6 protein-coding genes are annotated in these 8,056 nt (G+C 43.3%); 3 read left to right on the top strand and 3 right to left on the bottom strand.

Going from position 1 to position 8,056, the window contains the following annotated elements:
- Window positions 1-308 precede the first annotated feature (308 nt).
- Together Q0257_RS08445 and Q0257_RS08440 are read left to right on the top strand one after the other, a co-directional pair.
- Window positions 309-1,115 carry a class I SAM-dependent methyltransferase gene (locus Q0257_RS08445; protein WP_298023994.1) on the top strand — a complete coding sequence of 269 codons (807 nt, stop codon included), beginning with the start codon at window positions 309-311 and terminating at the stop codon, window positions 1,113-1,115.
- A 264-nt stretch (window positions 1,116-1,379) separates the two neighbouring features.
- Window positions 1,380-2,474, top strand: coding sequence for a hypothetical protein (locus Q0257_RS08440; RefSeq protein WP_298023991.1), 1,095 nt, complete (start codon window positions 1,380-1,382; stop codon window positions 2,472-2,474).
- 276 nt (window positions 2,475-2,750) lie between these two features.
- Here the strand turns inward: Q0257_RS08440 and Q0257_RS08435 are convergent, their stop codons facing one another.
- The 3 genes from Q0257_RS08435 to Q0257_RS08425 all read right to left on the bottom strand — a co-directional run bounded on the left by Q0257_RS08435 (window position 2,751) and on the right by Q0257_RS08425 (window position 6,107).
- Window positions 2,751-4,382, bottom strand: a complete 1,632-nt coding sequence (locus tag Q0257_RS08435; RefSeq protein WP_298023988.1) for a cation:proton antiporter — start codon at window positions 4,380-4,382, stop codon at window positions 2,751-2,753.
- Window positions 4,383-4,868: 486 nt separating this feature from the next.
- Entirely contained in the window at window positions 4,869-5,180 is a 312-nt protein-coding gene (locus tag Q0257_RS08430; protein ID WP_291937486.1) for a helix-turn-helix transcriptional regulator, read from the bottom strand.
- A 12-nt stretch (window positions 5,181-5,192) separates the two neighbouring features.
- A complete protein-coding gene (locus Q0257_RS08425) occupies window positions 5,193-6,107 on the bottom strand; it encodes a DnaJ C-terminal domain-containing protein (RefSeq protein ID WP_298023984.1) in 915 nt (304 codons plus the stop codon).
- 168 nt (window positions 6,108-6,275) lie between these two features.
- Between Q0257_RS08425 and Q0257_RS08420 the strand changes: the two genes are divergently transcribed.
- Entirely contained in the window at window positions 6,276-7,697 is a 1,422-nt protein-coding gene (locus Q0257_RS08420) for a Do family serine endopeptidase (protein WP_298023981.1), read from the top strand.
- Window positions 7,698-8,056: the final 359 nt, after the last annotated feature.

The raw sequence follows: 8,056 nt of genomic DNA, 5'->3' as shown, positions 1-8,056 counted from the left end.
AAAAGGTGATAGCGGCTAGGATGGAGGCCTCGCAATAAGTTTGAGCGGTAATTTAAAGGCGGAGCGAACAAGTGCGGGCGACAAACTAAAAATTTTGATTTATGAGCGGACTTTTAAAAATTTAGCTACGGTCGTTCAGCGAAAATTTAAAGTATCGCAAGCGGATAAAATATATAAAAGCGAGCATGTATTGCTGCTTTTTTTGACGGTTTAAAATTCTAAGTAGCTTGAATGCGGCGCATAAATTTGCGCCAAAATTTAACGAAAAATCGGTGCGGTCTGCTCACTAAATTTTAGAAAGGATAGTTATGATTTTAGCTTCAAACTACGATGATATCGACTTTGACGCGCTTTATAAGGCGCAAAAGGCAAAAAGCTCATTCGGCAAAAAGCTGGCCGAGCATTGGGACAAAAAGGCGCCGAGCTTTAACGAGGGCGTGATGAAAAGCGTCTACGCGCAAGAATTTATAGATAAGGTCGATTTTACAGGCGTTTCTACGCTGCTTGATTTTGCATGCGGCGCAGGCGCGCTAAGCGTGCTAGCAGCGGAAAAGGTGGATCAAATTTACGGCTACGATTTTTCGCCAAAGATGCTAGAGTTTGCCCGCGAAAACGCTCAAATTTACGGCGCGAAAAACGCAAAATTTGCGCAAAAAGCCTTTGAGGACGATTGGTCTGACGTGCCTGAGTGCGATGTCGTTTTCGCTTCGCGCTGCCTTGAGGTGGACGATCTAAAAGCCGCGCTTAAAAAGCTTCTTTCAAAGACCAAAAAATCGCTTTATATCACGTTTAAGGTGGGCAGCTTCGTAGACGAGCGGATTTTGCAGGCGCTGGGGCGCGACGTGCAAAAGAGGCCCGGCTTCGTCTATCTCATCAATATTTTATTTCAAATGAGCTATCTGCCGAGTCTCAGCTATATCAAAGCCTGGTGTCACGGCGGCGGAGCGAAAAGTGCGGAGGAGTTTGTGCAAAAGACGCGCTGGATGCTAGGCGGCGAGCTAAACGACACAGAGGAGGCGCAACTGGTGGAGTATTTTAACAGCGGCAAATACGAGCCAAAGCTAGATTTTATGCACTGGGCGTTCGTGCGGGTGGATAAAACGTATGAGCTTTAGCTTGGTTGCCTTATTTTTGAATGAAGCAAGATAAATTTTGAAGCTAAATTTAGCTAGAAATGAAGCGTAAATTTAGCCTGCCAAAAATTTTATCGATTAAATTGCGAGAGCCGGTAAGTATTCATTTTTAAAAATTTAATGCAAAATCGGGATCGCTTGTCCGCTAAAAAAGAAGCAAGTCAAAAAACTCGCTTCATTAAATTTAAAACGCTACGGAGTAAAAAAGCAAAATTTGAGCTAAAATAACCGAGAAAGGCGGTAAAAATGCAAAAAGACAAAATCCCCGCGGACATCAGCCAAATTCCGCAAGAAATTTTAAAAAGCTACGATAGATTTCGCTTTTGTAGATATCTGTTTTTCGGGACACTTTTGACCTTTCTCATTTATATCATCGTGTTTCTTACGTTTGTACATAATGCGCCCATAATGTCGTTTTTATGCATGCTCGCGCTATCTGCGATAAATATACTCGTCTGCCTAAACAGGCTGAAGTATAAAAAATACGCCCTGCTTTTATTTAGCAATGCAGATAAGGCCTTTATGCTTATATGGATACATGTGGCTGCGATATTTTACGTCCTTTATGCTTTAATCGGATTTTATTTACAGATAAAATATCACATAGACTGGGAGACGCGTCAGATTATACCCGCTATTTTTATCGCTATTCCGGTGGCGATAATAACATATAACGCAAATCCGGAATTTGATGCCGATGAGACCGTGTATCTACCGGCACCAAAATCGCAGACAAAAATCGGCGGAGCGGTCGCTGATAAAATTTCCGGCGAGCAAAATTTTAACAAAACAAACGGCGAGGCGCAAGGTACTAAAGATGAAGCCGCTAAATTTGAGCAAAAATTTAATGACGCGAGCCTTGAAACAGAATCTATCCAAAGCAAAGAGGAAGCGCTAGAGTACGGCAAAGCTCTAGCACGAATTGCAAAAAATTTAAAGCAAAAATATCAACTTCACCGTTTGATCAGATTTGCTTTCGTGAGTTTTGCGACAACGGTTTTTTTGATTTTATTTTTATCGGATTCGTACGAATTACACTGGGCATTTATAGTTAGCGCCGTTTGCACGATTATATTTCTCTTTTCAAAGCGCAGATACAGCAAACTTTTCGTAGAAAATCCCGAAAAAAGCAATACGATTTTCGCGATAGAAAATTTTGCGATTGTGACGCTAGTTTTGTATCTCCCACTCTCGGAATTGCTCTTTTCTCAAGGACGAAGTTACGATAATATGGCTCTAATTCTTGGGTATCTGTATTTGCCGATAGCTCCGATATTGTTTATAACGACCATCGTTTGCCTAGCACGCAACTTAAGCGTTTATAAAGAGATAAAAGAGTGAAATTAGTAAAATTTAAACGAATATCGCGCGAATATACTTCATCAGCTCCTTGTCGGAGTATCTCTTTGCTGTGGAATGACAGCTTAAATTTAGAATTTAAATCAATCCAAAGCAGCACTTTGCGTCTTTAAATTTGCAAGCCCACCATTTAAATATATCTATTTATCTACGTTCATTAAAACGCTTCAAATTAGCTGAGTGTAGAAGTAAGAATAAAGAAGCGTGGAGATTTTAGGCATAGCAAATGCGTTTAAATTTGATCTTAAACGCTCAAGGCTACTGCGTTAGCTTGCATTTCAGCGCCTCTTGTAAAAGCGCATTGGCTACTACTCTCTCCTTTTTTACGAAGATAAAATTTTCGCCGTATTCGCTCTGCAGCTCGCTTTGTGGATCGGCACCCGTATGCATCACTATGATATTTGCTTTTAAATTAGAGCCGTTTAGCATCTTAGCAACGATGTCGAGCTTTTGCTGATTTGCGATCGTTAGGATGATGACCGACGCATCGCGCGCATGCAGCTCGTCTATCGCAGTTTTTTGCATTATATTTACAAAGTATATATTCTCTCCGCGCGATTTGCCCAGATCCACGAGCTCTAAATCGCTCTCGGCGACTACATAGAGAAGCCCTTGATCCTTTAAGCGTAACACCACTTCCTGCCCTATCCTGCCGTAGCCTGCTACAATGATATGATTTTTCATCGGCGGGATTTGAGTTTTATGCTCCTCATCCTCGAGCTTTTCAACTTTAGACTCGAAACGGTTGGCGATTTTGTTTAAATTTTTAAGAATAAACGGCGTTAAAATCATCGTCGCGGTTACGACTGTAATTAAAATTTGCCCGTTTTCCTTACTTAGCATATCGCGGCTCATCAACAGCGAAAAGATCGCAAGCGCAAACTCACCTATCTGGCATAGCGACAGCGCCGCTTTTAGCGCTATCCTTTTACCGGTCGAGAGAAATAAGATCGCGTAAATCACAACCGTTTTAAGCGCCATTATAACGATAATAGCGAGCAGGATTAGCCCATAGTGCGAGACGATGACTTCAAAATTTATCTGCATGCCAATCGTGATGAAAAAAAGTCCGAGCAGTATGTCTCGAAACGGCGTCAGATCGGCCTCTATCTCGTGTTTATACTCGGTCTCTGCGATGAGCATGCCCGCGATGAATGCGCCCAGCGTGTATGAAAAGCCGAATACATGCGCCAAAAAGCTAGCCCCCACGACGGTAAAAAGGATGGTCGCGATGAAAATTTCTTTAGAATTCGTCTTTACGACGTAGTAGAGGAAGCGGTTGAAGGCGAATTTGCCGAGCACGAAAAGGATCACTACCACTATGGCGGCGCTTACGGCGGTTTTTAAGATTAGATAGTTCACGGGGGTATTGTCGGTCGAGCCGAAGATGTCGATCATAAGCAAGATAGGGATGACGGCGAGGTCTTGAAATAGCAGGATGCCAAGCACCTTGCGCCCGTAGTTTTGGTTGATTTCGCCTGTTTCGTTGAGCGTTTTTAGCACGATCGCTGTCGAACTAAGCGCGAGCGCAAGCCCGATAATCATCACGGTTTTTATGTTTCCGCCGAAAGCTTGATCGATGATGAGCGCTAGAATAATACCGGTGCCGAGTACTTGGAGTATGCCATTAAAAAACACGTCCTTTTTCATACTCATCAGGTGATGGAAGCTAAACTCAAGCCCGATGGTAAACATCAAAAAGACGATGCCAAATTCTGCCAGCTCGGACATATGGGCGTTTTCGACACTGCTTAAGCTATAGATCTGCGAAAAGCACACGCCCGCGACGATATAGCCGATGATGGTGGGAATTTCAAAAATTTTAAAGACGATATTTAGCACTATCGCAAGCGCCGTGATCGCAAGAAATAGCTCTATAACAAGCTCCATTAACTCCCTTTTTTGTAAGATTATACGTAAAATTTAGCGCTAAATTTATTGTTAAATTTTACATTATCCGCGACCATTTACCGGAGGCGATAATCGATGAAATTTTATCTTTTCATATAAATTTACGGGTAAATTTTATAATGTGATTTTACTAAAATCCCGCTTAAAAATAGAGAAATTATGTCGCACTTTATCGCTAAATTTAGAGGTTCGCAACAAAATTTTAAGGTATAGCACGGCTTGGAATTTTAAATTTTAAAGCTAAATTATATAAGACGGCTTTTAAATTTAATCGCAAGCAAATTTTACCTGGGTTTGTTTAGTGCGACTTTAAATTTAACGCGCCCACAAATTCGCACTGAAAATCAAAATTTATCGCTTGAATCTACGCTTAAGAGGCGATCTTGCTTTTTGATAGCATTAAAATTTCAGCTTGTAGCACCAGGATCTGATTTTTGCTGAGCTTTAATCTTTATCTCGCAGACCCTAGTCTGTCTCTCCGCCAAGCTCTAAAATTTTAGCCCGCAGCTCCTCGATCTCGCGCTCATACTCGGCGATCCTTTCTTGCAGGCGAAAGATCACATCCACGCCCGCAAGATTGACGCCAAGCTCCTTTGTAAGGTTTAAAATCATACGTATGCGGTCCATATCATGCGCCGAGTACAGGCGCATCTTACCCTCAGTGCGCCCCGGGCTTACGAGCCCTTCGCGTTCGTATTGCCGCAGCGTCTGCGGATGGATATCTAGGACCTTCGAAACTATCGATATGAGATAAACCGGCTCATCGTAATCATGCATTTTGATGCCTCCTTATAGCTTTTGCAGCGCGGTTTTGACGTCCTCGTCCAGCGAATCGACGTCGGGCAAAACGACATTTACCACCGCGTATAGATCGCCTAAAATTTTACTCTTGCGGTTTTGCACGCCGTAGCCTTTTAAGCGGTATTTCTGCCCGTTTTTGGTATTTTTTGCGATCTTTATCGTTGCGCTTTTACTCGGCGTCGAAATTTCCACCTTTCCGCCGAACAGCGCCGTTTTCAAAGGAATATCTATTTTTTTGAAAAGATCGTCGCCTTCGCGCGTATACTCGGTGCTTGGCGCGATTTTTATTTCCAAAATTAGATCGCCGCTTTGCGCACCCGATCTTTGTCCTTTACCCCTGATGCGCAGCTTCTCGCCCGCATTGATACCCGCGGGCACTTTAAATTTAACCGTCTCGCCGCCTACGCGCACGCTCATCTCGCCGCCTTGTATCGCGGTTTCAAAAGGAATTTCAATCGAGCTGTGCGTATCTAGGCTCTGCGTGCCGCCAAATCCGCCGCCGAAACTGCTGCCGCTAAAGCCACTAAAACCTTCGCCACCACCGAAAGAGCTGAAACTAAATCCGCCACGTGAGCCTGCGCTTTTTACGCCGAAAGAGCCGCCGAAAATGCTGTTTAGGATGTCGTTTAGATCGCCCATGTTTGCCGAGCCCTGCGCGAAATCGTGGAAATTCTGTCCGCCGAACATCTCGTCGCCATGGCGGTCATACTGCGCCCGCTTTTTCTCGTCGCTTAAAATTTCATACGCGGCGTTAATCTCTTTAAATTTATCCTCAGCTCCTGGTTCTTTATTGATATCCGGGTGATACTTGCGAGCTAGCCTGCGGTAAGCTTTTTTAATCTCCTCGGCGCTTGCTGATTTATCCACGCCTAAGGTTTCGTATAAACTGCTTGTACTTGCCATTTTAATCCTTAAAATCTTAAAATTTATGTAGATTATATCATAAAACTTTAGTGAGTGTCAATCAAGTTTGCTAAATTCTATTTATAAATTTTAATTTTGCGTTAAGAATATATTAGCGGACAAAATTTATAATTCCGCCAAAATTTTATTATCACAAAGGATATAAAAATGAAAAAATCGATTATCCTATCGATAGCTTTGGCAGGTGCGCTTTTCGGCGCCAGCATCGACATTAAAGAAGCTCCAAGCAATTATGAGCGCGTAAATCCGGGCTTTGATAAAGATGTCGTGCTCTCATATCACAGCTCCGTTGCGGACGTAAAAAAATCCGTCGTCAATATTGCAACTAAAACCAAGATCAAAGCAGGTAACAGCCCGATGTCGCAGATGTTTGACGATCCGTTTTTTAAGCAATTTTTCGACTTTGACATTCCGCAACAACAAGAGCGCGAGGGAAGCTCACTAGGCTCTGGTGTCATCATCTCCGAAGACGGCTATATCGTCACAAATAATCACGTAATAGAAAACGCCGACGAGATCGTAGTTACGCTATTAGAAGGCGATAAGGAATATAAAGCCAAGGTAATCGGCACCGACCCTAAAACCGACCTTGCAATTATTAAAATCGACGAAAAAAATCTCTCTGCGGTTAAATTTGCCGACTCGTCCAAGGCTATGGAGGGCGACATTGTATTTGCTATCGGAAATCCTTTCGGCGTGGGCGGCACCATCACTCAAGGCATAATCTCGGCGCTAAATAAAAACAATATCGGGTTAAATCAATATGAAAATTTTATCCAAACCGACGCTTCGATCAATCCTGGTAACTCAGGCGGCGCGCTAGTGGATAGCCGCGGCGCGCTTTTGGGAATAAATTCCGCTATTTTAAGTCGCGGCGGCGGAAATAACGGCGTAGGCTTTGCGATCCCTTCAAATATGGTAAAAGAGATCGCTGAAAAGCTCATCACAAACGGCAAGATCGAGCGTGGCTTTATAGGCGTCACGATCTCGGATATGTCTAAAGACCAAAAAGAGCTCTATGAAAGCAAAGAGGGCGCACTAATCTCAAGCGTAGAAAAGGATATGCCAGCCGATAAAGCAGGCATCAAGCGCGGCGATTTAATTACCAAAATAAACGGCAAATCTATCAAAAACGCCAACGAGCTAAAAAATTTAATCGGCTCAATGGCTCCAGGAAGCTCAGTGGATGTAGAATTTGAGCGCGACGGCAAAAGCAAGAGCACGACTATCAAGCTAGACGCGATGAAATCCGACTCCACCACCTTAGGCTCAGCCGGCGAGGACTCAAAAAGCGCAATAGAGGGGCTAAAGCTAAGGACGTTAAATGACAGCTTGCGCCGCAAATATAACCTCGACGACGATGTCTCGGGCGCCCTCGTCTTAAGTGTCAAAGATGGCTCAAAAGCCGATGATTACGGCTTTGAGGTAGGCGACGTGATCATCCAAGTCGGTCAAAACGATGTCAAAAGCTCAGACGACTTCGATCGATACATCAAAGATTACAAGGGCAAGAAAACCCTAGTCTGGGTTATCAGACGCGGAATTCCGCAAGGTCTTGTAATCCGCTAAAGCTTGGTCCACCAAGCTTTAGCGACGAGTAACGCGAAAGCGTTAAAATTTAACCGCGGCAAGCCCAGGACAAAGCATTAGCGGAACATTGCAAGTAAGCAAACAGAAGCTTTTGAGATTTTGAGCTTTCTAACAAGCGAAATTTCTAGCTTTCGAGCGCAAAAGATGCATAAACTATAAAAATGGGTTTTTGGCGAGCATAAAAGCTGCCGAAAGCCCTCTGCTATTTTAAAGCACCTCCGCCGAAAGCCCTTTGCCATTTAAAACACCGCTGAAAGCCCAGATTTTTCGCTTGAAATTTTTAGAATTTTGCTTTTCTTTTCACTTAGAATTTTTAAAATTTAACCCTCCGCGCCGCT

The organism is uncultured Campylobacter sp., assembly GCF_938018035.1.
Taxonomy (GTDB): Bacteria; Campylobacterota; Campylobacteria; order Campylobacterales; family Campylobacteraceae; genus Campylobacter_B.
The sequence above is the reverse complement of the archived record's forward strand: the minus strand, read 5'-3'. Positions and strand labels throughout refer to the sequence as shown.